The sequence below is a fragment of the Psychrobacter piscatorii genome (assembly GCF_043641605.1).
GTDB lineage: Bacteria > Pseudomonadota > Gammaproteobacteria > Pseudomonadales > Moraxellaceae > Psychrobacter > Psychrobacter piscatorii_C.
Window position 1 is genome coordinate 25,438 of record NZ_JBHZRK010000008.1, and the last position, 24,060, is coordinate 49,497.

Genomic DNA, 24,060 nt, shown 5'->3' on the forward strand with positions numbered 1-24,060 from the left:
AAGAGGTAGACGATGACAGCACAGACCACACTCGTGTTAGGCGCCAATGCTGTTATCGCAGACGTGCGCTGTTCGGTCGCATTTTCTAGCGCTTCTCCGCTTAGGTTTGGACAGCAGCTTGGGCTACTTTGGTTGCCATTAGATGCCAATCGTCAGGCTGTTTGTAGCCCTGCTTATTTACATGAGCCCAAAGACTGGGCAACGATAGATGATACCAATAACCCAAGCAAATGGCAGCTTAATCTACCCAAATTGTTTGAGCAACAAGGTGTGCATTTTTTACAGCTGATTGCTTATGCTTACGATGAGCCTAGCCTGAACTTGCCTGCGGTTGAGCTAAGCAATGTTTGCTTAACACTGAATGATGGTGCACTTCGCTACGACTTTACAGCGCGCGAACGCCACGTCAAAGCTGCGATTATATTAGAGGTATATCAGCGTAATGGACAACTCAAATGTCGGGCGCTTGGCGAAGCTTCGACCCAAGGTTTGACGAGTCTTGAGCAGCGAGTACAAGTCAGTCTTGATGTTCGTCCACCCAACACACATGCACGTATCCAAGCAGCACAGCAACAGCAAGCCTGCCCTCACAATGAAATGCGTCCGCCTCGTCACGTGCAGGCAGGTGAGACATGGACAGGGACGGCGTTTGCCATTGATCCGTACCACCTGCTTACCTGCTATCATGTGATTGAGTCCGCTCAAATGATTGGCATACGTCAGCAGGGTCAGCCTGATCGCGAGGCAAAAGTCGTGCTCAGTGATATCGGTAGCGACTCCGCTATTATAAGAGTCAGCGACCCCCTGCCCAGCCATATACCATTGGCACAGCAATGCAGTGACATATTGGGTGAGACCATTACTACATTAGGATTTCCATTATCAGGGCTAAGCAGTCAACTACAAGTCACACAAGGCTGTATCTCAGGGCTAACGGGCTTAAACGATGATATTCGTTACCTTCAGTTTACCGCGCCCATTCAGCCTGGCTCTAGTGGTAGTCCTTTATTACTACCAACTGGTGAGGTCGTCGGCATGGTGACTGCCAGTCTCGTTCATGAACACGCACAAAACATGAACTATGCGGTGAAATTTCAGTTATTATCTGCCTTAATTGCGAGCGCTGGGATCAGTTTGGAAAGTAAGGCTGATTCGTCAAGCGCCACGCCTCTGACCACACCGCAACTGAGCAAGCAAAGTCGCAGTGCATTATGGCTGGTTGGCTGTCAGGGTTAACGACATACTACAATGATAAGATCAAAAGAAAAACGGTATTAATCAAGGACTGTTATATCAATGAAACTCAACAACATAGCCGTTCTTATCGATGCCGATAATGCTTCAGCTAATAACATTAATTATATTTTACGTAAGATAGAGAGTATCGGTCATGTTACTTGCAAAAAAGTCTATGGTGACTGGGGCAATGTACATATTCAAGGTTGGCAAGAAGCACTGCTAAAACATGCTATCGACCCAATACAACATTTCGCCTATGCTAAAGGTAAAAATACGACTGATATTGGTCTAGTTATTGAAGCTATGGACTTATTACATAGTGGTCATTATGACGGCTTTTGCTTAGTATCTAGTGATAGTGACTTCACCGCTTTGGCGCTACGCATCAGAAGAAATGGTATCAAAGTCTTTGGTTTCGGTAAAAAGCAGACCGTTAAAGCATTCACACAAGCCTGTGACAGTTTTTACTACGTGGAGGATCTAGTACCTTTACCAAAAGCACTACCCATTAGCGAGCACAAAGACACGCCTAGCTTTGATATTAAGACAAAACCATTGCTGCCTGTCGCCGAATCCAAAACATCACCCGAAAAATGGACAACCAAAGCACTTCAAAAGCAGACACATCTTATTAGCATATTAAACAAGCTGATAAAAGAAGACCCAAATTCTGCCAAAGGCTGGTCAAATTTATCTTATCTTGCTAGCCAGATTAAACAACACCATACAAATATCAAGTTAGATAGATACGGCTATGCAAAGTTTTCAGAGTTAATTACCGCAATGGCGTTATATGACATCCGCACTGTGAACAAAGTAATTTCTATTAAACTAAAAAACAATACACTGCCACCTTCAAGTGTAGCGCCAAATGACAATGCTATATCAGTATGGAACGAGGGTCGCCTAAAATGTGATACAAAATTATTAAATAGTCTGCGTGCTTCAATTATCGATCACCCTAGAGCCGACAACGAGCGATGGGTAAACTTTGGGTTAATTGGTAATGCTATGAAGACACACTACCCAACCTTAAATCCTAAAAAATACGGCTATGCCAGACTCTCTGACATAATTAAAAATATCGGGATATTCGAAACCAAAACGATAAACTCTACGCTCTATGTACGTCATAAAGCCAAGTGAACACTAGCAATAAACGACATCTGACAATACGTGGGACAATAAGAAACAATGAATGATATGAATCAAAATATAACATCTAACAAGACTTATGAGTGCAGAGTTACCCTACCTCGCGGCACTCTTGATCTGACCTATCAGACCAACTCAGCAACTAATAATAGTTTAGAAAGAAACGACAGTTATCAATTAGAAGATCTGCTTGGGTTTGCCCAGCGCATTAACCCAAAACGTGCGTTTTTGTTTGTTTCAAAAGTTTTGGGTCGTCATATCCCCGTGGTACCCAGCACCATGCGGAATGCCTTTACTGATTTAGCCAACTTAGTTCCTAATGATTTACCTAAGCCCGTTCTAGTCATCGGTATGGCAGAGACAGCAGTGGGTCTATCTGCTGGTGTCCATCAAGCGCTACAAGTACGCTATCCGCAGGCATTGCTACTGAACTCTACTCGTCATGCTCAGCATGATGAAAGCATTGAACTGGGTGAACAAAGCGATACTAATGGTGCTGATTCGTTACTAACGACTTTTTGTGAAGACCACAGTCATGCCAGCCAGCACTTGATTTATCAAAGCGCAGATACTGCCACGCAAGCACAGCTACTCGCCAGCAAAACGCTAATTATGGTCGATGACGAAGCATCAACGGGCAATACTTGTGTCAATGTCGTCACGGCTTTACGCAATGCAGGGCTGACACAATTAGAGCAAGTGCATCTAACGACTTTGGTTGATTGGTCATTAGATCAAGAAAACACGAACCAGCAGACAGATAGCGCTCAGCCTGCGCGCATGGCAGATCGTTTGACTGGTATCGAGTTTCATCGCCATCATTTACTGTCTGGTGCATGGCAATGGACAGACGCGCCTAATCCAGAGCCTATCACCATGCCATCGGTTGATACTACCGCCGCTGGTAGCCAAGCGCTTGGATTTACGGGCAACTGGGGACGCTTTCCTACATTAAATAGCACAGATGGGTTTGATAGCTATCTGCTGCGCTTTCAAAAAGCATTTGCAGGATTTCATAATCAAGACAGCTTTGATATCGCTCAATTACCCAAAAAAATCTTGGTATTGGGCAGTAACGAGTTTGTTTGGTTGCCATTTTTATTGGCTGAATGGCTTGAGACAACGTCTCAAAACCTCAAAGCTGACACAAATGCTATCGTTAAATTTAGTGCACTGACTCGCTCGCCGATTGCGCTTGGCGGAGCTATCACTACCATGCTGAGCTTTCATGATAATTACGGATTGGGTATGACCAACTTTGCTTATAATGTTGATCCTAACGAGTGGGACTTGATTGTGTTGTGTGTAGAGACATCAGCTAATAGTGTGGATGCGATGTGGGAAGACTTGGATAATGTGGTGGTGGTGGGTGCTGATAATTAAATTTTTACTCTCTAACTAACTCTATTTTATATAGACACTTCTTAACAGCTATGCTTAATTCACCTAATGGATTTCCTCTCATATCTAAAGTGTCTAAACTTTTACAGTCTCCAATACTAATAGGTAAATCTTTAATTTTGTTATAGCTGATATTAAGTTCAGTCAGTTGACTCAACTTGCCAATCCATTCAGGCAATACTGTCAGCTGATTGTTTTCAATAAAGAGCGTGTCTAAATTTTTTAAGTTCCCAAGAAACTTTGGCAGTGTGGTCAACTGATTGTCACCAATAAGAAGCTTAGTTAGATTAATCATCTCGCCAAACCACTCTGGTAACTCTCTTAGTTGATTATTTTCAATCACTAGCGAGGTTAGGTGCGGCAACTGTTCGATAACCTCGGGTAATTGCTTAAATTGGTTCCCGCCGATACTTAAATCCGTTAAATTGCTTAACTTGGCTATAGTCTGTGGTAGAGAAGTTAGTTGATTATTATCGAAATCCAGCTCTTGAAGGTTTTTCAATTTATGAATATCTTTAGGTAACATGCTTATCTTATTATTCCAACACTCAAATATCTCCAAACTTGTCAGCTGGCAAATAGAACACGGTAATTCTACTAGTAAGTTATTATTGAATGACAGGTAGATTAGGTTTGTCAAATTGCCAATAGTTTCAGGTAAAGTCGTTAGATGATTATCACAGAGACTTAAACTCTTTAAACCTGTTAGCAATCCTATAGTTTTAGGTAGTATGGTCAAATGATTGTCAGAAATAGTCATTGCGGTTAATGCATTGAGATAACCTATCTCATCAGGTAGGTAGCTAATTTTAGGCAAACTAGGATTCTTTGAACATGGGCTTCTATCTTTTGAATATAAACTTCGATTTATTGTTAGTTCAGTCATGGCTGTAAGTGAAGATTTATCACGCGGTATTTCCTCTTCAGATAGTTCAAACTCATCTGCCCATTCCCATATTCGCTTAATCCAATCATTGTTACCAAATAAAGTTTTATAGTTATTGCTCATTTGTTTAACGCTCCAATATGATTATCGTTATACTAACTCAATCCAAAGTTTGAGTAATTAATAACTTATTTAGGCTACTGATTATTAGAACTTAGCACTTACGGAAAATCCAATGACCACACCATTTTTTCAATCCGATTCAATCCTTACCAAACCCTACTCTCTAATGGATTTGGACGACACATTATTTCAAACCCAGCGTAAAATTAATACTTGGCAAGTGCCGACTGCAGAGCCAGAACACTTGGTTTGTGCGACGGTCAATAAGCAAAACGAGCCACTAAGCTTTATGAGTCAGCGCCAAGCGACCTTCTTTAATTGGCTACTTAATAGTACTGAATTAATCGTAGTAACGGCACGTGACCGTAGTGAAATTAAGCGTGTAAAACTGCCATTCGATAGTTGGCAAGTATTGACTCATGGTGCCATTATTTTAACAGCTGATGGGCAGCTACTAAGCGCGTGGCAGCAACATATGTATAGCAAGCTTGCACCGTTGCAAGATAAGTTAAACCAACTAAGCGAGCTGTTTGCTAGTCATAGCAAAAGTGAGCAGAGTCATTTGGTATTTACGCCGCATGTCGATAGCTTTGACAATGGGTCTGTAAATGAAGAATTAAAGATTTATCTGGCGATTAAACACGCGCAAAAAGACCATCAAGCGTTAATAGATTTGGCTAAAAAACTGCCCACGTTAATACGCGATTTTGAGCAAGATTTTTATGTGCATGTGAATGCCAATAATCTAGCGATATTACCGCACTCGGTACACAAGCGTCATGCCGTACAGTTTTTATTAGACCATCATTTAGACCATCAACGTCCCAGTTTTGGCTTTGGTGATAGCTTGGCAGATTTGCCTTTTCTGCAACTACTTGACTGGTACGGTATGCCAAGCCGCGGTCAGATGCACGAGCAATATCAGTCTCAGCTATCTGTCTAATTGTTCGGGCTAGATCGTCAGGCTAAACGATCAGTTTAGAGCACCCGTTTAAATCATTAGCCTAGAAAATCAGCCCAGAAAATTAGTCCAAAAAACAGTCACAGAACCTCCTTTTATCATCACGAGTGCCATTATTCATACTATGACTTTACCTAACATACAGGCCAACAGAGCCAATCTAAAAAATTATGGCTCAGGTAGCTACCTTGCCAGTGATGTGACAGTCCTACTCGATATCGTCGATAAAGATGCTGTTGCCGATGTGCCTGTCAGTCAAAAAGAGGCACTTATCCAAAGTGGGCAACGTCACTATTCTGATATGTTGACCTTAGAGCAAGCGCCTACCGCGATGCATGAGCAGCTATACCGTCAAGCTTTGGAGCAAGGTGGTGAGAGAGCCGCAACTGATACCACACGCTTAGCGCATACCCTGCATGATATCTTTCAGCATAAAGTAAGTGATGAGCATCCGCTAGTCTTGGTCAGTTTGGTACGGGCAGGGCTACCAATTGGCGTGCTATTGCAGCGCGCACTGTCAGACTCAGATAGTAGCTATCACTTATCAAGCAAGCATTATGGCATCAGCATCATTCGTGATCGCGGGCTGGATACTGTGGCATTACAAATGCTACTGGACGCGTACCCAAACAGTCCGATTGTATTCGTCGATGGCTGGACAGGTAAAGGTGCCATTTATAAGGAGCTGGCTCGTAGCTTAGAGACATTTAGCGATCCCACTCACGCTAACTTTGCCAATATTTTTCATCAAGGTGCTGATGTCATTCCGCTACTGACTCTTGCCGATCCAGCGGGTGTTGCTTGGCTCGCCGCTAGTGAGGAAGATTGGTTAATTCCGTCGGGTTTATTAAATAGCACCGTATCAGGGCTGATTTCACGCAGCTTATATACGGAGCCATCATCAGGGCTACACCGTAGTGTTTTTTATGAGGATTTGATTGAAGCAGATCATAGTTTGGCATTTATCGATCATGTTGATGCAGCCAGACGCTCACTGACCACGCTACCAGAGCGTTTGCCAACCTATCAGCAGCCGCGCTACCAGACGGCAGCATTAATAGATATGCTCGCAGCAGACTATGACATTACCAATCGCAACCGTATCAAGCCAACTATCGCCGAGGCGACGCGCGCTATCTTGCGCCGTGATCCCGAGCGTATATTGCTCGCGACCGCGGCGCATCCCGATACCATACTACTGCGTCATTTATGTGCGCAACGAGGCATCACTATTGATGTATTAGGTGATAAAATACTGCCTTATCAAGCCATCACCCTTATCAAGCAACGAGCCAAAGACAGTTAATGCTTTTGGCATGAGCACCACTAGCGCGATTGAACGCTTGCCCTTTACACTCTATTTATGATGCCAATTATGTCAGATATACAACACAACGAATCAGAGCTTTATCAGGATACTCAGTCTTATGCGCATCTGATTACTGAGCGTCATGCGATGGTCAGACCGCACACACATCACCCATACCAGCTGGGTGCTAGCCTATATATGCCTGCCACTCGCCAAGACATCTGGCAAGTGATTAAGCGCGACAAGCTACCAACGATCAATAGTATTATTATTTGTTTAGAAGATGCCGTCAGTCATGAGGATGTGGAGTTGGCGCTTGAGCGTTTGCGCACGCTGCTGGGTACGTGGGCTGAGCACGTCAATAGCATCAATGATCCATCCCGAGCCGCTGCTATTCACGCACAGCATCCAACGCGTCCACTGGTCTTTATACGTCCGCGTAGCCCGATGATGCTACAGCAATTGGCTGACTATGCGCATATTGATCTCATCGATGGTTTTGTCATGCCAAAAGTCGATATGTATAGCTTATCCAATTGGCGCATGGCTTGTCAGAATCTCAGTGTTGACCATCTGCTGATGCCAACGCTTGAAACAGCTGCCTTATTCAATCCGCATCATAATCAAGAGCTGGCCATTGCTTTTAAAGAAGCCTTTAGTCAGCCAGTGTTTGCACTACGTATCGGTGGTAATGACTTATTTGCCGCGCTGCGCCTGCGTCGTCCAAAGAATAGCATTGTCTATGATACGCCTATCGGCACCCTTGCCTATCAAATGCTTGGCTGCTTTGTACCGCATGGTTTTTATCTAACAGCGCCAGTATTTGAGTACTTGGACCAGCCAACCCTCTTTATGCAGGAGCTAAACCGCGATGTCAGTTTGGGACTGGTAGGCAAAACCGTCATTCACCCAAGCCAAATTGCATTAGTGCAGCAAGCCTACTGTGTACCGTTAAGCAAATTGGATGAAGCGCAAGCGATCCTGCACTCTGAGGCCAAGGCTGTGTTTAAGTACAATAACACTATGCTAGAACCTGCGACTCATCGTGCATGGGCAACCGAAATCGTCAATCGTGCAGAAGCATTTGGCACTATCGATGATGGCCACAGTCAATACAGCTCACGGATGTAATCGTTAGCTATGTGATACATCAATGCAATGCAAAAAGCCGCTACCTTCCATTGGTAGCGGCTTTTTTTGTACATCTTTATAGACTACTGCTTAAACAACCTGACAATACAAAACCTCTCATTAACCGCTAAACATTACACGCAGTTTTCCAAAAACTGACTGAGCACTTGGTTCACTTGATCAGGCTCTTCTACTGTCGACGTATGGCCAGCGCCTTTGATAACGGCAAGCTTAGATCCAGCAATAGCAAAATGCATGCGCTCAGATTTTGCGTAAGGCGTTGCGGCATCTTCATCACCCACGACGATAAGTGTCGGTGTCGTGATATTACCCAATTGCTCATAAGTGCCAGTGCGATCGATGACACCCATTGTTGCCTTAACGACGCCGTCCTTGCGATTGCTTTGTAGCATCGTCAGCCACTGTTTGCGATCAGATTTGCGCAGCTTGTCGGCCAAAAAAGTACTGCCAAACATAATCGGCATGACTTTATTACTCACGCGCTTCATACCAAGCCAACGAATGGCTTTGACTAACTTACGATACTGAGGGACGTTTTTTGGATCTTCAGGGTCGGCTGACGTCTCAAGCAGCGTTAATGATAACAGCAAATCCGGTCGCTTAAGCGCAATACGTTGAGCGACAAATCCGCCCATGGATAAACCAACAAAATGACATTTAGCAATAGCGAGTGCGTCAAGTAACCCTAGCGTATCTTCGGTCAATGTCTCCATATCATAGCCTGATTTGGTAATCTGTGACTGACCCTGCCCTCGAAAATCAAACGCAATGCAGCGATAATCCGTTTGAAAATATTCTACCTGCTTATCATACATCTGCGAGCTCCACAGCAGACCATGGGCAAACACGATAACGGGTTTTTGCGTGTCATTTGGCGCACTGTCTTCATAATAGATATCGACATCGTTGACTTTTATCGTTGGCATAATCACTTCCTTGTTTGGTGAAAACTTTGATTAATCATTTGAGCGGCGCATGACCTAACGCGCTACCTGCATAGTAGCATAATCTATTAATAAGTCAGGAAGTCACCTTTTTATGAACCATGCGTCTTATCTATATCTTATTCATACACTCTTTTTGTTCATACAGACATGACAGTTTGTACGAGTAACTCAAAGAGCTAACCGCCATGTAGATGTGTCTTAAGCGCCCACAAAACCCGCTTTTATAATGCGCGCAAGCTGCTATAGTAATCGGCATTGCGTTATTTTTTACCACTATTTTGTATCACTAACTCTTATGCAGGTAATCAAAATAACTGCTTAAAACAATCATTTAAAATAAGGAACTCTCAGATGTCACAGTCTATCGTTGATTATCAAGTGAATAATCACATTGCCACCATCACGTTTAATGATCCAAAAAGCCTAAATGCGTTTGGCACACCATTAAAAAATAACGTGTTAATAGCACTAGATAAAGCAGCAGTTGATGATCAAGTACGAGTCATTATCTTGCAAGGCACTGGTGGTAATTTTTCAAGTGGCGGCGATATTAAAGAGATGCTATCTGAAGGACTGGACAAAGACGTTATCTCAACTAAATTGAGAGGTATGGTAGAAGGTGCAGGCGAAGTCAGCTTAAAGCTACGTAATGTCCATAAACCAATCATTGCCAAATTAGAAGGTGCCGTGGCAGGGGCTGGCATGAACTTAGCGCTTACCTGTGATTTCCGTGTTGCGGCAGACAATGCAAAGTTTGTCCAAGCCTTTGTTAATATAGGTTTAGTACCAGATGCAGGCGGTATTTATTTATTGAATCAATTAGTTGGTACAGCAAAAGCTACTGAGCTTGTGATGCTGGGTGATAAGCTAAGAGCAGAAGATATGGCTCGCTTAAATCTGGTGAATAACGTAGTCAGTGCTGACGAGCTAGATGCCACCGTACAAGCATTGGCGCTACGATTAAGCCAATTACCAGGTAAAGCCCTAGCCGCTATGAAAGAGAGCTTCAATGTACATGCGTTTGCTGGGTTAAGCGATGCGCTAGATACGGAAGTAGAACAGCAAACGGTTATGGCAAAAACCGATGACTTTATCGAAGGTGTTAGCGCCTTTATCGAAAAGCGTAAGCCTGTTTATCAAGGTAAATAATTGGGTAGTAGTCTGGTTGATTTGACGGCTAAATGTATTCCTAACCAAATAATTCGCTATTTATAGTATCAAAAAGAGGGCTGCCAATACGGTAGCCCTCTTTTCGTTTATGTCTACGGTTAAGAAGCAGACGCTGACTTATAGTGATACGGTAAGGTAAATATCTTGTCAAAAATAAAGGTGAACACGAAATTATAAATCAAGAAGAATACCAGTAAGGCGGCTTCCATCATAAACGCTTGGAGCAAGCCAACGTGATACCAAACCATATATAGCGGTAAGCAAATCAAAACCAAACCGACTTCAAATATAAAGGCATGAACACTACGAATAAGCAGCGTACGCTCTGCTATTTGCCTGCGCTCCTCCCAAGTCTCAAAAGCGGTGTTGTATACAAAGTTCCAAATGATTGCAGCCAGCGATACCATCATCGCGACAGGTAGAGAATCCGATGCATCGCTATTGCTGAGTTTCATTAATACAAAGGTAGAAGAGATAATTGCGACAATCTCGAACACAGTTACGTAGACAATACGACGTTTGAGAGGTGATAGCGTAATCATCAACCAAGACTCCAAAGCACCTATTCTTAAGAAAAAAAGTGCGTATCAAAGTATCGGTCCGTCCCGAGATAGAAAAGATAAAGGAAGTGCAGAGCCACGGTTTCCGCCTGCCCTTATATTATACATAAGATGACTTAGAAAATCAGCCAGTACATTTATACAGACGCAAACAGATTTATCAAAAACCGACCTTATCCTAGGCCAGACTATTTTGCTGGTGGGCCCCATTGATTGGTTTCAGGCGTTGTATCTCTTACAAGATATACTAATAAAAGGATAGAACCTACTAGCGGTATAAATGATATCAAAAACCACCATCCTGAGTGACTTGTGTCGTGCAGCCTGCGAATGGTAACTGCTAGGCTAGGCAAAAATAGTCCAAGTGCTACAACTATATAGAAAAGCCCCGTTTCTGCACTAAAAATTATGGCATCCATTATCATTGCAAGAACTGTCAAACCCACTTGTACCAGCGCAAAGTACCAAAACTCTTTACGGCGAGCACGACCAGAGAAATTGACATAATTTCTCATGCATTTTTTGAACCAATCAATGATTCCATAGTTTTCTTCAGCATTGTGATTGCCCGTAGTCATATTTTTTGGTAATGGTGGCGGGGTCGTTTTATTCAGCATATTTTATCTTCCATAAATGCTATCGCTAACAATATCTAGACGTAGCAATTGCCAGTTAAATTTCTCTATTAGTAAAATTGATTATAACACTCGATAAAAGTTTTCAAATGCTTATTCATATTTTTATTTTATAACAAAAAACCCCGCATCATTACGATACGGGGTTTTCTTTATTTAGAAACGTTTGACTTAAGTGTCAACCAAGTTTAGCTCAACTGAGCAACGTTGATCTTGTCTGCTTCTTCCGTATAGTCTTCCATACGGTCGAAATTCATATATTGATACACTTCATCACCCATGCTGTTTAGCATGCCAGCATACTGCTGATACTCATCGTTAGTCGGCAATTTACCAAGTACCGCTGCGACGGCTGCAAGCTCTGCAGAAGCTAGGTATACGTTAGCGCCTTGACCCAGACGGTTCGGGAAGTTACGAGTTGAGGTCGATACCGCAGTCGATTTTGGTGCGATACGTGCTTGGTTACCCATACATAGTGAACAACCTGGCATTTCAGTACGAGCGCCGGCTTGTGCATAGATGTTGTAGTAACCTTCTTCCATCAACTGGCGTGCATCCATCTTAGTAGGTGGTGCAATCCATAGACGAGTCTTCAGGCTACCTGCTGGTACGTCTTGTAGCAATTTACCAGCGGCACGGAAATGACCGATGTTAGTCATACATGAACCAATGAATACTTCATCAATGGTATCGCCAGCCACGTCTGCCAGCGTTTTTGCATCATCTGGATCGTTCGGGCAGCAAAGGATCGGCTCTTTGATGTCTGACATATCAATGGTGATGTCGATCGCGTATTCAGCATCGTCATCAGCGCGCATAAGGCTTGGGTTAGCCAACCACTCTTGCATTTGCTCAACACGGCGGCTGATCGTACGTGCATCGCCATAGCCTTCTGAAATCATCCACTTAAGCAGCGTGATGTTTGAGTTCAGGTACTCAGTCACTGATGCTTCAGATAAAGTGATGGTACAACCAGCAGCACTACGCTCAGCTGAGGCATCGGACAATTCAAACGCTTGCTCAGCGGTCAAATCTTCTAGACCTTCGATCTCAAGAATACGGCCGTTAAACTCGTTGATTTTACCTTTCTTATCAACGGTCAAGTAACCTTCTTTGATGGCTTGATAAGGAATCGCATGTACTAGATCACGCAAGGTGATACCAGGCTGACGCTCACCAACAAAACGAACACGAACAGATTCAGGCATATCAAGTGGCATCACACCAGTTGCAGCTGCGAACGCGACCAAACCAGAACCCGCTGGGAACGAGATACCCATTGGGAAACGAGTATGCGAGTCACCGCCAGTACCAACGGTATCTGGAAGTAGCATGCGGTTCAACCATGAGTGAATGATACCATCACCTGGACGTAAGCTGACGCCGCCACGGTTCATGATAAAGTCAGGTAGTGTGTGCTGAGTCTCAACATCAACTGGCTTTGGATAAGCCGCCGTATGACAGAATGACTGCATGACGAGATCTGCTTGGAAACCCAAACATGCCAAGTCTTTCAGCTCGTCACGGGTCATTGGACCAGTCGTATCCTGAGAGCCGACAGTGGTCATTTTAGGCTCACAGTACATACCTGGACGTACACCTTCTAGGCCACATGCTTTACCAACCATTTTCTGCGCTAGCGTAAAGCCTTTACCCGTATCGGCTGGCTCTTCTGGCTTAGCAAACACGTCTGAGTGACCAAGACCCATGTACTCACGCGCACGGTTGGTCAAACCACGACCAACGATCAATGGAATACGGCCACCAGCACGCACTTCGTCAAGCAAAGTAGGTGAGCTCAGCGTAAACGTTGATAGCACTTCATCAGAGTCATGCTTGGTAATTTTGCCGTCATGTGGGTAGATGTCAAACACATCACCCATATTTAGGTTATCAACCGCGACTTTTTCGATTGGCAATGCGCCAGAATCTTCCATCGTGTTGAAGAAGATCGGAGCGATATTATTACCTAGTACTAGACCGCCACCACGTTTGTTTGGCACGTTCGGGATGTCCTCACCCATGAGCCACAATACGGAGTTGGTGGCAGACTTACGGCTAGAACCCGTACCAACCACGTCACCAACATAAGCTAATGGATGGCCTTTTTCTTTCAATTCTTCTATTTGCTTCATTGGACCAACAACACCCTCTTCGTCAGCATTGATGCCGTCGCGAGAGTTTTTGTGCATGGCTAATGAATGCAATGGGATATCAGGACGGCTCCATGCGTCTTGCGCAGGTGACAAGTCATCCGTGTTGGTTTCGCCAGTGACTTTAAACGTCGTGTAAGTGGTTTTCTTTGGTACTTCAGGGCGGTTCAAGAACCATTCTGCGTCAGCCCAAGATTGAACGACTTCTTTAGCAATGGTGTTGCCCGCTTCAGCTTTTTCAGTGACGTCATTGAATGCGTCAAATACTAGTAAAGTTTTCTTCAATGCTTCAGCAGCGTCTTGTGCGACTTCGCTGTCATCTAGTGCAGCAACCAATGGCTGAACGTTATAACCACCTTGCATCGTACCTAAAATTTGAACCGCTTTTTGCTTGCTGATCAATGGTGATGACGTCTCACCTTTTAAGATCGCTGCCAAAAATGCCGCTTTCACGTAGGCTGCTTGGTCAACACCAGCAGGGATACGGTTTTCTAACAAGTTCATCAAAAATGCATCTTCGCCTGCTGGCGGGTTCTTTAGTAATTCAACCAACTCTGCTACTTGTTTTTCATTCAATGGTAGCGGAACCGTTCCTAGCTCAGCACGTTCTTCGACATGTTTACGATAAGCTTCTAACACAATAGTCGTCCTCGTCAGTTGGGGTTTAGCACATTACGTGGGTAGTCAGCATGACCGCCTGCGTCTATATACTATAGGGAATAATTATCCGTGCAATCATAGCTCAAAACGCCATAAATGTTAATGGCTCAGCCCGGAAAAGCCTCATAGCAAGGCCATATTGAACATTTATTATAAAAATAGTAGTATCAATGAGACGACCAGATAGCCTATTGAAGCGTCTATTAAACCGCTGAATGTCATCAATAAATGCTTGCTTTATGAGTGCGCAGACACCATATGACAGTTATACGATTTTATAAGACATTTTATAGAACATTAAAGGACGAGCCAATATGGATAGCAACACCAACTATGATAATGGCCTCAAGGTACGCACAGAAGTGATGGGTGAAGCGCATGTCAAACGCTCGCTTGATGCTGCTACTGGTTTTACTCAGCCATTACAAGACTGGATCATTGAACACGCTTGGGGTAGCACATGGCAAGATGACTCAGTATTGCCGCGCAAATACCGCTCATTAATCACTATTGCCTTTTTGATTGCGCAAAAAAGCCCAAACGAGTTAAAAGGACATATCCGCGGTGCCATCAATAACGGGGCAAGTGTCGCTGAAATAAGAGAAGTGCTGATGCATAGCCTCCCATACTGCGGAGCGCCTGCCACGCAAGAAGCGTTTCGTGCCGCCATAGATACCCTAAATGAGATGGAAATCGATATAGATATTTAAAACTATGGTCGCTAGAACAATCATAGTAACCTTAGCGATATTGTGTAAAAACTGCCTATTAAATTTCTGCTATAATATCGCCACTCATAAAACATTCTGATCATTCCATAAACCCTTATACTATAAAGGGTTAAGAGATAATTCTATTATGACAACTGCCGTACAAACCCATGTACCTGCTGCTAAGGTCAAACCAAAAAAAGCCATCCAAGGCGAAAAACTACGTGGTTACGATAAAGTTGCCCGTATCCCAATTAAAGTCATCCCGACCGTTGAGGCAAAGAAAAAGCCTGACTGGATTCGGGTAAAAATGTCATCGCCTGCTGAAGTGGCGCGTATCAAAGCGACTTTGCGTGAGCAAAAGCTCTATACCGTCTGTGAAGAGGCCGCCTGCCCTAACTTGCCGCAGTGCTTTGGTGACGGTACAGCAACCTTTATGATCATGGGTGATATTTGTACCCGTCGCTGTCCATTTTGTGATGTGGCACACGGTCGCCCAAACAAGCTCGATGCTGACGAGCCGCGTCATACTGCGGAGACCATTTTAGGCTTACAGCTTAAATATGCTGTCATCACCTCCGTTGACCGTGATGATTTAAAAGACGGCGGTGCAGGTCATTTCGTTGAAGTCATCCAAGAGTCAAAAGCGCTTAGCCCAAACTGCTTGATTGAAATCCTAGTACCAGATTTCCGTGGTCGTATGGATATTGCGTTGGACTTACTGACAGAGACTGCGCCTGATGTGTTTAACCACAACATCGAAACCGTGCCACGTCTATACAAAGCCTTCCGTCCAGGTTCTGATTATCAGCATTCACTCGACTTGCTCAAGATTTATAAAGAGCGCCGTCCTGATATCGCGACCAAATGCGGCTTTATGGTTGGTCTTGGCGAGACAGAAGAAGAGATCTATGCCCTACTTGATGATCTCAAAGCGCATGACGTAGATATGATCACGATTGGTCAGTATCTACAGCCTAGTAAGAACCATGCCCCTGTTGACCGTTATGTCCATCCAGACGAGTTCCAACGCTATATGGACTACGGCAAAAAGATTGGCTTCTTTAGCATTTGGGCAGGCCCAATGGTACGCTCAAGCTACTTTGCTGATCGTCAGTATTATGGCGAAGATTGCCCAGCGCCTATCCGTAGCAAAAAAGCCTTAGAAGCGGAAGGCAAACTTGGCTGCTAATTGCTGATTTGATTATTGTTAAACCAATATCAAAGTACTAAAGATAATAGCTAAAAATATAAAAGGGTGAATAACAAATCTGTTATTCACCCTTTTTTTGGTTCAAAAATCTACTAATATTAGCGACTAGACACTCACCGTTGGTGTCGGTGCTTTACTTGTTTTCATATTCCATGCAGCAATACCAAGGACAATCACGCCACCTGCAATACCAGTCGTAATTTCAGGATAAATGAGCAATAAAGCGCCAATGGCTAAGATGATACGGGTTATGGTATTCATCTCACCTCTGAAGTACCCCTCAAGCGCTGAGCTTAATGCAATCACACCTGTCACTGAGGTCACAACGACTGTGATAATATCCAAAATAGGCGGTAGCGGGAAGTCTTTCGCCGTAACTGCCAGACCAGTTGGATCTATCATGAGCATCGTCGGACTATAAATAAACATAAATGGCACGATAAATCCGGCAAGTGCCAGTTTGAGCGACAAGAACCCTGTTTTCATCGGATCACCACCGGATATACCTGCACCTGCAAAGGCTGCAAGACATACAGGCGGTGTAATATTGGCAAAGATACCAAAATAGAAAACAAACATGTGCGCTGACAAGATTGGAATATCAAAACCGGCCAATGCTGGTGCAGCCATCGTCGCCGTAATGATATAGGCAGGAATAGAGGGTAATCCCATGCCCAAAACCATTGATGCCAACATCGTTAAGATAAGGGTCAAGAATAGCGATCCTGCGCCTAGCGTGACAATAGATGACGTCATCACCGTACCAAAACTGGTCAGACTCACAACCCCAATAATAATACCGACGACCGCACAAGCAGCCATAACCGCGAGCGACTGGCGCGCACCATCTTCTAATGCACCTAAAATATCAGAAAAGCTCATGCGCGTCTCAGCGCGTAGCATACTGATCACAACGGTGAAACCAATGGTATAAGCTGCTGCATATCCCACAGGTACGTTTCTGATTAATAAGAAAATCAAGAAGACAATAGGTAATAGCATATGACCGCGGGCTTTCAATACTTCTTTGACCGCGGGTAAGCTCTCTTTGGCGATACCTTTTAGATCACGACGTCCAGCGCGGAAATGTACCTGCGCGATCACGCCTAAATAGTATAATATCGCAGGTAACAAAGCGGCAAGCGCGATCGTGCTATACGGCAGACCAGTGGTCTCTGCCATAATGAACGCACTGGCTCCCATGATCGGTGGCAAAATCTGTCCGCCAACCGAGGCACTCGCCTCAACCGCGCCCGCAAAGTCTTTGTGATAACCGACCTTTTTCATCAATGGAATGGTAAAGGCTCCGGTACTCACCACGTTTGATAATGCGGAACCATTAATACTACCCATAAAGCCACTAGAAATCACCGCTACTTTTGCGGGTCCGCCTTTTTTATGGCCTGCGATGGCTAATGCCAAATCATTAAACAGCTGTCCCATTCCTGAGCGTGCCAAGAATGCACCAAAGAGAATGAACAAAAAGATAAAGGTCACTGACGCGCCAATCGCAACAGAATAAAGACCTTCGGTTTTTAGGAATAATTGACCAAAAATATCGCCCATGTCATAAGGGCGAGTCAGCAATCTATCAGGCATGAAATCCATGTGACTGACAAACGGATAGGCCAAAAATATCCCTGCCAATATTGGCAAAATCCAACCGGTGATACGGCGACTGCCTTCTAGCACACAGACCACAGTGATCAGCGAAAATATCACGTCAAGCGGATTGGCCATACCACCACGTGAGGTCACAATGTTTTGATATTCGTAGATCAAATAGCTCATACCGGACAAAGACAATAAAAACCAAATCCAGTCATACCAAGCGACTCGACTGCGACTGCTATTTTTACTGGCGGGGAAAATCAAGAAAATTAAGGCAAAACCAACACCGACGTGTACAGAGCGCTGTAGCAATGCAGGCATCGGGTTAAAGGTAATATAAAGATGAAAAAGTGAATAGAGTATACAAATACCAGCAATGAAATACTTTACTGGTCCTTGCGTAATATGACGTGTGATTGACTCTCGGTCATATTTTTCCAGTACTGCTTTGTTGATCGCATCTGCATCAGCATCTTTATCAACATTGGCATCTGGCGTGGTATTCACGCTACCGTGATCCGTCACTTGGGAGTTCATGACACAAGTCCTTTTTAAATCTATCAATTAAACCATACGTCTTAGGCATGATCACCACTTCAGAATAATCTGGCACCCAATGATGAATCAAAAAACGGTGACCAGTATAATCGATCTCGCCTTTGGTCAGTCTAGAGACTACCCAATTTAGGCTAGGTAGTTTTTCATTGACTTGATAACCCAGATAGCCAGGTTTTTGTATGGGTGCAAGGGGTTCGGTCGAAGGCGTACCAGCACCAAATGCTTCAAAGTATGTGGTGGTGAGGAGTAGCATAGCGTCTTCTGTGCTGCTTTTTTCTATGCGTTGGTACTGCTCTTCCCACCACTGCTTTTCTACAGAATGTATCCAGCGCAGCTGAAAGTCAGGGTCAGTGAAATAACATACCTTGTCGTCGCTACCCTCTATTGCAACGCGAACCTCGACCACAGACTGACGCGCGACACCTATCCATAGGGTCAAAAAAACCAGCGCTGCAATACATGCTGCGCCAGTCGATAACCATAATAAATTATTTGGCTGCTTGTTCGTCATAGTACTTTTTAGCGCCAGGATGAATTGGAGCGACCATACCTTCACTAGCCGTCTCTAGACTGATGTCGTTGGCTGCTTGGTGTGCTGTTTTTAGACCGTCCAGATTATCAAATAACGCCTTAGTCAATTTGTAGCCATCAGATTCAGACAGATCAGAGCTCACCAATAGCGCATTCATGATTGCGGCAGTTGGAATCGCAGCATCATTGCCATACGTGCCAGCAGGGATTTCAAAGGTTTTGAAGTAAGGCTTGGTTGCAATGATTTCTTTTAGCTTGTCTTGATCGATAGTAACCAACTGCAAATCTAAACCTTGCTCTAGCTCCATAAGCGATGAGTTTGGCAGACCACTACTAAAGAATGCGGCTTCAATCTTGCCCGCTTTCATACCATCAGCTGCTTCAGCAAAGCCCAAGTAATCAACAGTGATGTCATCATAGGTGATACCAAAGCCTTCTAGTAGCGTTCGAGCATTGACTTCCGTACCAGAGCCTTGATCGCCAACGGCAATACGCTTGCCTCTCAAATCTTCAATATTTTTGATACCAGAGTCTTTTGTCGTCACGATTTGCACCACGTTCGGGTACAAGACTGCAATCTGCTGAATGTTGGTAATGGGCTTATCAAAGTTATTTTTGCCTTCGACCGCGTCCGTGACCACATCACTGAGCGCCAAGACCATATCGACTTTGCCTTGGGTCAATAGATTGACGTTTTCGACCGATGCGCCCGTGGTTTGTGTCTTTGAGTTGACCCCAAAGTTTTTTACATAGACTTCGGACAATGCAGTGCCGATGATGTTATAAGGGCCAGACGCACCGCCTGTGGCAATGGTTAGGAACTTAGTATCGAGTGTATCGGTAGCCGCATCAGCTGACGTACTATCCGCAGCAGCCGTCTCATTGCCTTCTGAGCTTGGCGATGAGCAGGCGGTTAAACCTAGCATGGCGCTTAATATCGCTGAAAAAAGTAAGGGAGATTTTAGAGAAGTGAGCATTGAGTTCATCCTTGAAATAATCGATTTAATACAATAAACGGCATTAATATATAGGTATTAATCCGTTACACCTGAGTAATGATATAGCAATTTTTGTTATAAATAAACTAAAGACTGTTTTCTCTTTTGCTTTAGATGCCTTATATTTCAAGCTTTTTGAGAAAATATTTTCATTATATATAATAGCCAAAACTTACATTGTTCCGCTATGTGAAACAATGTTTCATCTTTATTTAACCAAATTTCGATGCTGTTGTAAACCTTTATCGCGGTTTATCTACATGTATTGCGCTGTATATTTTGATTTATTTTTATTACCACTCTGATTCTGCTATATTTTGACTGAATCTTTATTCATTGGCTTTGTCTAGAGTACCTTTTACGTAAGCCGATAAATGCTTCATTATATGAACCGAAACCATTATTTTTTATGACTCAACTTGGATAATTTTTATGACAATATCTACAACAGAAGCGCTGGAATCATTGTCTGCTGACATTGCCATCATTGGTGGCAGTGGTTTGTATCAGATCCAAGCACTGACTAATAAGCGCAGCGTGACGATACAGACCCCTTATGGCAGTCCATCCGATGACATTGTTTTGGGTGAATTAGAAGGAGTAACGGTTGCTTTTCTGACGCGGCATGGTCAAGGTCATAAACTGACTCCATCTGAAGTACCCTATCGCGCCAATATATACGCCCTAAAAACATTAGGCATACGTTACATCGTCTCAGTATCCGCGGTCGGCTCGTTGCAAGCACACCTCAAACCGCTAGATATGGTCGTGCCAAATCAAATGATTGATATGACCAAGCAGCGAGCAAGTACGTTTTTTGGTGAGGGTGCAGTCGCTCATGTATCGATGGCAGACCCACTCTGTCCTGCCCTATCAGATATCCTAACACGTGCCTATAATAAGGCAGATATAGCTGAGGGCAGCTGTCACAAAAAGGCGACCTATGTCTGTATCGAAGGGCCGCAGTTCTCAACCCGTGCAGAGTCGGAGTGGTATCGTCAAATGCAAGCGGATATCATCGGAATGACCAATATGCCAGAAGCCAAATTGGCACGTGAAGCCAGCATGGCTTATGCGACATTGGCCTTGGTGACAGATTTTGATTGTTGGCATCCTAGCGAAGAAGCCGTCAGTGCAGACTATGCGATAAAAAACCTGATGAAAAATGCTGAAAACGCTCAAAAGGTGATTCAAGAAGCCGTTGCTTTGATTGCTGCTGAATTACCCGAATCCATCGCCCACAATGCCCTTGCACAGGCCTTGGTCACGCCTATAGACATGATGGACGAACATACCAAAATCAGACTTGCTGCATTGTTATACTAAATATTTAAACATATTTAGATAAGTGCTTGTTTGAGACGAAGACAACAACCCAAATCCTACGCACATGCAAAAAGGCCATTAATATACTTAATGGCCTTTTTATGATTCTAATCAGTCTGTTTGGGATAAAAGCTAACCAGATGCCTTTACTCTTAACAGCACCACTCTTAACAGCAACCGCCCGCACCAGATGATGGCACTATAGACTGACTAAATGGCATCAGCTCACCGCACCCTGCAAAGATACCATAATGGCGGCTGTCATCACCGATAAATTCAAAATGCAGCGCAAAGCGAGATTCTTGTAGCATTCGAAAGGTATTACCGCAGACAGGGAATACTCGACCTGCCTCAATCGCATGATGCTTGTCTAGATCAAACCGATGCGGGGATTGCTCGATAGATCCTTTGTATATCACTGCTTGTCCATGATCTTCACAGGCATCTTCTAGCGCTGCAATTTTGAACAAGCGATAAGTGGCCGAAAAAAACTGTATATCACCAATTTTGGCAGCCAATACAGGATCTGTAATCTCAAGCGGACGATCTTCGACCAGACGTGGGTCTAAAAACCCTGCGTCTCTTGATAAACGGATAAAGTCTTTCCAATACAACGCGCCACTCAAGCACTCTCCATACAATACAGGATCATCGATCAAGTGTTGCGGAATACGGCGATCAGCATAAACATCAGAAAAATAAAATTCGCCGCCAGGCTTGAGTAGTCTCTGCACGCTCGCCATCACGGCGGCTTTATCTGGTGATAAATTGATAACACAGTTTGAGACGATAATATCGAAGCTACCATCAGCCAGATCTAGCTCATCGAGCTTTTCGATATAACCATGCAAAAACGTCACATTGTCATAGCCAAACTTCTCAACATGATAAGCTTGATGTTCCTTTGCAACGGCTAGTTGCTCATCCGTCATATCCACACCAACCACATGCCCGCTCTCACCTACCAACTGCGCGAGTGCATAGACATCTCGACCTGAACCACTGCCCAAGTCTAAAATCCGGCAACCCTCAAGCAATGCAGGACACACCAGTCCGCAGCCATAATAGCGGCTCAATACCTCATCATGAATATTTGCCAATAACGGCTTGAGCCACTCAGGCATATTGCTAATATCACAACACGCTGAGGTTTTTAGATCATCGGTACCTTGCAGCTCTTTGCCATAGTAATTTTGCACAACGTCATGCATAACAATGTCCTTATTAATAGTAAAATCCAATTAAAAGTTAAGTAAATAACTATAGAAAATCATGTTTAATTTTTAGATTTTGTTGAGCGTATTGCGCCAATCTGATGGTAAATGCTCTAAATCTTTAGGCTCATCAATGTCATGCAACGCTGGCAATAGCGCCAGTGTCCACCCTAATGCCGCGATACGTTGCTTAGTGATTTCAGCGACGCTAGACGTACTCCAGCTGATGTTTGAAAAAAGGCTTTCATCGACTTGATTAAATCCGAGCAACACATATCCCCCATCGATTGCAGGAATCATCACCGCGTTATCTTCATCTAGCTGCTGTACGGCGGTCTGTATACGCTCTGCCGTGAGGCTAGGACAATCCGTCCCAATTAAGACAACTTTTTCATATTTTTCCAATGCGTTCTGACTGGCTATCAACATGCGCCTACCCAAGTCACCTTCTGCCTGAGCAGACCATTGCAGTGACTCCGGTAAATCAAGCGCTTGCCAGCAGGCATCAGTTTGCGCTGGACTCACGCATAGCTCAATGGCAAAGTCGCTCGCCACAGCTTGCTCGACACTATGTAATAACAACTGCCTTGCCATATCCGCAGCACCATCGATACCCAATGCAGGTTGCAGACGAGTCTTTGCTTTATCACGTGCTGGATATTTGGCAAATAAGATGACGCAGGTAGGTTGCTCTTTTATCTGTGAGTTGACATCTATGGTAGTGGTTCGGTCGCTGGTCGCATGCATCAATACGAAGCCCTTTTTGTTATTGTTATTAGTCCAATATGGCTGGATCATTCCTACTTATAATAACGCTGTTTTAAGCTGTCAGGCGATATCCCGCGCCAATAATCAAAGCGCAAATGCCACATCAAAAATATGGTGCGGAAATATCCATGTTGCTGCCAACGCCGTGCGGACGTCGTCACTGTGCTTTTTAAACAAGCGGGCCTACTAATGGTTTTTAGGCGCTTACATAGCTCGACATCTTCCATCAATGGCTGATCAGGATAGCCATCCAGTCGTTCAAATAGAGATTTTTCGATAAAAATAGCTTGATCGCCCGTTGCAATACTGACCAAACGTGAGCGCTTATTAATCATCATACCAACAATTTTTAATAACGGATGAGAACTGTCCAAGCGCACATCAAAGCGCCCCCAGTCATGTTCTGCCATTGCTCGCTGTACCTGATGTATTGCATCAGTCGGCAACCGAGTATCAGCATGTAGAAACAGCAGCACATCTCCAGTTGCTCGCTTAGCACCAGCATTCATCTGCCGAGCGCGTCCAGCAACAGACTCGATAACATGCCAGTCAATCGATGACTGTCTCGTTTTTGGCAACGCTTTTAGCAAATTATGGACGGCGGTAATCGAGCCATCCGTTGACCCCCCATCTACCACTATCACTTGCTGCGGCGCGGGGCTGAGCGCATTAATATGAGCAATAAGGTTGGGCAGATTATCCACTTCATTTAACAATGGAATAATGATGGAGAGGTTCAAGGTACGTCCAGTTTTAATAAGAATAAACTCGCGAGCATTG

21 protein-coding genes are annotated in these 24,060 nt (G+C 44.1%); 10 read left to right on the top strand and 11 right to left on the bottom strand.

All coding sequences use genetic code 11. The features are described 5' to 3' along the window. Window positions 1-12 precede the first annotated feature (12 nt). Genes ACHUET_RS08715 through ACHUET_RS08725 form a run of 3 tightly spaced genes read left to right on the top strand, consistent with a single transcriptional unit; the run spans window position 13 to window position 3,777 of the window. Complete coding sequence (locus ACHUET_RS08715; protein ID WP_394212190.1) at window positions 13-1,236, top strand: S1 family peptidase; 1,224 nt, start codon at window positions 13-15, stop codon at window positions 1,234-1,236. 60 nt (window positions 1,237-1,296) lie between these two features. Next, on the top strand, window positions 1,297-2,385 hold the full coding sequence (locus ACHUET_RS08720; RefSeq protein WP_394212192.1) for an NYN domain-containing protein: 1,089 nt from the start codon (window positions 1,297-1,299) through the stop codon (window positions 2,383-2,385). Between the two features lie 57 nt (window positions 2,386-2,442). Beyond that, window positions 2,443-3,777, top strand: a complete 1,335-nt coding sequence (locus ACHUET_RS08725; RefSeq protein ID WP_394212194.1) for a phosphoribosyltransferase domain-containing protein — start codon at window positions 2,443-2,445, stop codon at window positions 3,775-3,777. 4 nt (window positions 3,778-3,781) lie between these two features. Here ACHUET_RS08725 and ACHUET_RS08730 read toward each other — a convergent pair whose 3' ends face one another. Further along, window positions 3,782-4,804, bottom strand: coding sequence for a leucine-rich repeat domain-containing protein (locus ACHUET_RS08730; protein WP_394212196.1), 1,023 nt, complete (start codon window positions 4,802-4,804; stop codon window positions 3,782-3,784). Window positions 4,805-4,916: 112 nt separating this feature from the next. Between ACHUET_RS08730 and ACHUET_RS08735 the strand changes: the two genes are divergently transcribed. The 3 genes from ACHUET_RS08735 to ACHUET_RS08745 all read left to right on the top strand — a co-directional run bounded on the left by ACHUET_RS08735 (window position 4,917) and on the right by ACHUET_RS08745 (window position 8,205). After that, on the top strand, window positions 4,917-5,747 hold the full coding sequence (locus ACHUET_RS08735; protein ID WP_394212198.1) for an HAD hydrolase family protein: 831 nt from the start codon (window positions 4,917-4,919) through the stop codon (window positions 5,745-5,747). A gap of 142 nt (window positions 5,748-5,889) precedes the next feature. Further along, window positions 5,890-7,071, top strand: a complete 1,182-nt coding sequence (locus ACHUET_RS08740) for a cysteine protease StiP domain-containing protein (RefSeq protein ID WP_394212200.1) — start codon at window positions 5,890-5,892, stop codon at window positions 7,069-7,071. A gap of 69 nt (window positions 7,072-7,140) precedes the next feature. Next, a complete protein-coding gene (locus ACHUET_RS08745; RefSeq protein WP_394212202.1) occupies window positions 7,141-8,205 on the top strand; it encodes an HpcH/HpaI aldolase/citrate lyase family protein in 1,065 nt (354 codons plus the stop codon). Window positions 8,206-8,339: 134 nt separating this feature from the next. Here the strand turns inward: ACHUET_RS08745 and ACHUET_RS08750 are convergent, their stop codons facing one another. Beyond that, window positions 8,340-9,152 (bottom strand): alpha/beta fold hydrolase, encoded by an 813-nt coding sequence (locus tag ACHUET_RS08750; protein WP_394212203.1) that lies wholly within the window; start codon window positions 9,150-9,152, stop codon window positions 8,340-8,342. Between the two features lie 372 nt (window positions 9,153-9,524). On the opposite strand from ACHUET_RS08750, the gene ACHUET_RS08755 reads away from it, so the two are divergent. Beyond that, window positions 9,525-10,322 carry an enoyl-CoA hydratase/isomerase family protein gene (locus ACHUET_RS08755; RefSeq protein WP_394212205.1) on the top strand — a complete coding sequence of 266 codons (798 nt, stop codon included), beginning with the start codon at window positions 9,525-9,527 and terminating at the stop codon, window positions 10,320-10,322. A gap of 119 nt (window positions 10,323-10,441) precedes the next feature. Here ACHUET_RS08755 and ACHUET_RS08760 read toward each other — a convergent pair whose 3' ends face one another. The 3 genes from ACHUET_RS08760 to acnB form a co-directional block, all read right to left on the bottom strand. Continuing rightward, window positions 10,442-10,885, bottom strand: coding sequence for a PACE efflux transporter (locus ACHUET_RS08760; RefSeq protein WP_394212207.1), 444 nt, complete (start codon window positions 10,883-10,885; stop codon window positions 10,442-10,444). Window positions 10,886-11,091: 206 nt separating this feature from the next. Continuing rightward, window positions 11,092-11,520 carry a DUF805 domain-containing protein gene (locus ACHUET_RS08765; RefSeq protein WP_394212209.1) on the bottom strand — a complete coding sequence of 143 codons (429 nt, stop codon included), beginning with the start codon at window positions 11,518-11,520 and terminating at the stop codon, window positions 11,092-11,094. Between the two features lie 206 nt (window positions 11,521-11,726). Beyond that, window positions 11,727-14,330 (bottom strand): bifunctional aconitate hydratase 2/2-methylisocitrate dehydratase, encoded by a 2,604-nt coding sequence (gene acnB, locus ACHUET_RS08770; protein WP_371532429.1) that lies wholly within the window; start codon window positions 14,328-14,330, stop codon window positions 11,727-11,729. Between the two features lie 335 nt (window positions 14,331-14,665). Between acnB and ACHUET_RS08775 the strand changes: the two genes are divergently transcribed. Beyond that, window positions 14,666-15,061, top strand: coding sequence for a carboxymuconolactone decarboxylase family protein (locus ACHUET_RS08775; RefSeq protein WP_201598380.1), 396 nt, complete (start codon window positions 14,666-14,668; stop codon window positions 15,059-15,061). A gap of 148 nt (window positions 15,062-15,209) precedes the next feature. Then, window positions 15,210-16,253: a lipoyl synthase gene (gene lipA, locus ACHUET_RS08780; RefSeq protein WP_394212211.1), complete on the top strand. Its 1,044-nt coding sequence runs from the start codon at window positions 15,210-15,212 to the stop codon at window positions 16,251-16,253. 126 nt (window positions 16,254-16,379) lie between these two features. Here lipA and ACHUET_RS08785 read toward each other — a convergent pair whose 3' ends face one another. Genes ACHUET_RS08785 through ACHUET_RS08795 form a run of 3 tightly spaced genes read right to left on the bottom strand, consistent with a single transcriptional unit; the run spans window position 16,380 to window position 19,951 of the window. Continuing rightward, window positions 16,380-18,422: a TRAP transporter permease gene (locus ACHUET_RS08785; RefSeq protein WP_394212213.1), complete on the bottom strand. Its 2,043-nt coding sequence runs from the start codon at window positions 18,420-18,422 to the stop codon at window positions 16,380-16,382. Further along, entirely contained in the window at window positions 18,394-18,954 is a 561-nt protein-coding gene (locus ACHUET_RS08790) for a DUF1850 domain-containing protein (protein ID WP_394212214.1), read from the bottom strand. Before ACHUET_RS08790 ends, ACHUET_RS08785 begins: the two co-directional genes overlap by 29 nt. After that, entirely contained in the window at window positions 18,932-19,951 is a 1,020-nt protein-coding gene (locus ACHUET_RS08795; RefSeq protein WP_075106641.1) for a TAXI family TRAP transporter solute-binding subunit, read from the bottom strand. Before ACHUET_RS08795 ends, ACHUET_RS08790 begins: the two co-directional genes overlap by 23 nt. Before the next feature lie 453 nt (window positions 19,952-20,404). Between ACHUET_RS08795 and mtnP the strand changes: the two genes are divergently transcribed. Beyond that, window positions 20,405-21,298: an S-methyl-5'-thioadenosine phosphorylase gene (gene mtnP / locus ACHUET_RS08800; RefSeq protein WP_394212216.1), complete on the top strand. Its 894-nt coding sequence runs from the start codon at window positions 20,405-20,407 to the stop codon at window positions 21,296-21,298. Window positions 21,299-21,465: 167 nt separating this feature from the next. Here the strand turns inward: mtnP and ACHUET_RS08805 are convergent, their stop codons facing one another. The 3 genes from ACHUET_RS08805 to ACHUET_RS08815 form a co-directional block, all read right to left on the bottom strand. Further along, window positions 21,466-22,509: a methyltransferase domain-containing protein gene (locus ACHUET_RS08805; protein WP_394212218.1), complete on the bottom strand. Its 1,044-nt coding sequence runs from the start codon at window positions 22,507-22,509 to the stop codon at window positions 21,466-21,468. A gap of 72 nt (window positions 22,510-22,581) precedes the next feature. Then, window positions 22,582-23,259, bottom strand: coding sequence for a TIGR04282 family arsenosugar biosynthesis glycosyltransferase (locus ACHUET_RS08810; protein WP_394212219.1), 678 nt, complete (start codon window positions 23,257-23,259; stop codon window positions 22,582-22,584). A gap of 53 nt (window positions 23,260-23,312) precedes the next feature. Further along, window positions 23,313-24,020 (bottom strand): TIGR04283 family arsenosugar biosynthesis glycosyltransferase, encoded by a 708-nt coding sequence (locus tag ACHUET_RS08815; protein ID WP_394212221.1) that lies wholly within the window; start codon window positions 24,018-24,020, stop codon window positions 23,313-23,315. Window positions 24,021-24,060: the final 40 nt, after the last annotated feature.

Bases quoted from the DNA above. Each gene is read 5' to 3' on its own strand.
- ACHUET_RS08765 (WP_394212209.1), bottom strand. From the start codon at position 11,520: ATGCTGAATAAAACGACCCCGCCACCATTACCAAAAAATATGACTACG.
- ACHUET_RS08755 (WP_394212205.1), top strand. From the start codon at position 9,525: ATGTCACAGTCTATCGTTGATTATCAAGTGAATAATCACATTGCCACC.
- ACHUET_RS08745 (WP_394212202.1), top strand. From the start codon at position 7,141: ATGTCAGATATACAACACAACGAATCAGAGCTTTATCAGGATACTCAG.
- ACHUET_RS08775 (WP_201598380.1), top strand. From the start codon at position 14,666: ATGGATAGCAACACCAACTATGATAATGGCCTCAAGGTACGCACAGAA.
- ACHUET_RS08795 (WP_075106641.1), bottom strand. From the start codon at position 19,951: ATGCTCACTTCTCTAAAATCTCCCTTACTTTTTTCAGCGATATTAAGC.
- ACHUET_RS08810 (WP_394212219.1), bottom strand. From the start codon at position 23,259: ATGCATGCGACCAGCGACCGAACCACTACCATAGATGTCAACTCACAG.
- ACHUET_RS08730 (WP_394212196.1), bottom strand. From the start codon at position 4,804: ATGAGCAATAACTATAAAACTTTATTTGGTAACAATGATTGGATTAAG.
- mtnP (WP_394212216.1), top strand. From the start codon at position 20,405: ATGACAATATCTACAACAGAAGCGCTGGAATCATTGTCTGCTGACATT.
- ACHUET_RS08740 (WP_394212200.1), top strand. From the start codon at position 5,890: ATGACTTTACCTAACATACAGGCCAACAGAGCCAATCTAAAAAATTAT.
- ACHUET_RS08725 (WP_394212194.1), top strand. From the start codon at position 2,443: ATGAATCAAAATATAACATCTAACAAGACTTATGAGTGCAGAGTTACC.
- ACHUET_RS08790 (WP_394212214.1), bottom strand. From the start codon at position 18,954: ATGACGAACAAGCAGCCAAATAATTTATTATGGTTATCGACTGGCGCA.
- lipA (WP_394212211.1), top strand. From the start codon at position 15,210: ATGACAACTGCCGTACAAACCCATGTACCTGCTGCTAAGGTCAAACCA.
- ACHUET_RS08750 (WP_394212203.1), bottom strand. From the start codon at position 9,152: ATGCCAACGATAAAAGTCAACGATGTCGATATCTATTATGAAGACAGT.
- ACHUET_RS08715 (WP_394212190.1), top strand. From the start codon at position 13: ATGACAGCACAGACCACACTCGTGTTAGGCGCCAATGCTGTTATCGCA.
- ACHUET_RS08760 (WP_394212207.1), bottom strand. From the start codon at position 10,885: ATGATTACGCTATCACCTCTCAAACGTCGTATTGTCTACGTAACTGTG.
- ACHUET_RS08785 (WP_394212213.1), bottom strand. From the start codon at position 18,422: ATGAACTCCCAAGTGACGGATCACGGTAGCGTGAATACCACGCCAGAT.
- ACHUET_RS08720 (WP_394212192.1), top strand. From the start codon at position 1,297: ATGAAACTCAACAACATAGCCGTTCTTATCGATGCCGATAATGCTTCA.
- ACHUET_RS08805 (WP_394212218.1), bottom strand. From the start codon at position 22,509: ATGCATGACGTTGTGCAAAATTACTATGGCAAAGAGCTGCAAGGTACC.
- ACHUET_RS08735 (WP_394212198.1), top strand. From the start codon at position 4,917: ATGACCACACCATTTTTTCAATCCGATTCAATCCTTACCAAACCCTAC.